The 235-nt window shown below is 35.3% G+C and carries 1 protein-coding gene; it reads left to right on the top strand.

What is annotated here, in order from left to right:
- Nucleotides 1-24: 24 nt before the first annotated feature.
- A partial coding sequence (locus RMT89_RS45470) for a hypothetical protein (protein WP_315889607.1) occupies nt 25-235 on the top strand: 211 nt, incomplete at its 3' end.

Genomic DNA, 235 nt, shown 5'->3' with positions numbered 1-235 from the left:
AACTCGTACAACAAAAAGCAACTCGTGGTTGAAGGTAAAATTCGAATCAAAGGACACGATTATTTTATTCAGCGCGGCATTAAACCTAATATGTTTAAAATACATAAAGATGGCGAGTTGATCCCTGAATGTGCTAGTGTTCTCGAATATCAAAAGTTGTTCGAAAATGAAATACTCGGATTATCTATCAACGCATTCAAACAAATTATCGTTCTAGGTAAAGCGGGTTTTGTTC

The organism is Streptomyces sp. P17, from assembly GCF_032436805.1.
In the GTDB taxonomy this organism is placed as follows: domain Bacteria; phylum Actinomycetota; class Actinomycetes; order Streptomycetales; family Streptomycetaceae; genus Streptomyces.
This window is presented reverse-complemented; position numbering and strand designations above follow the sequence as displayed.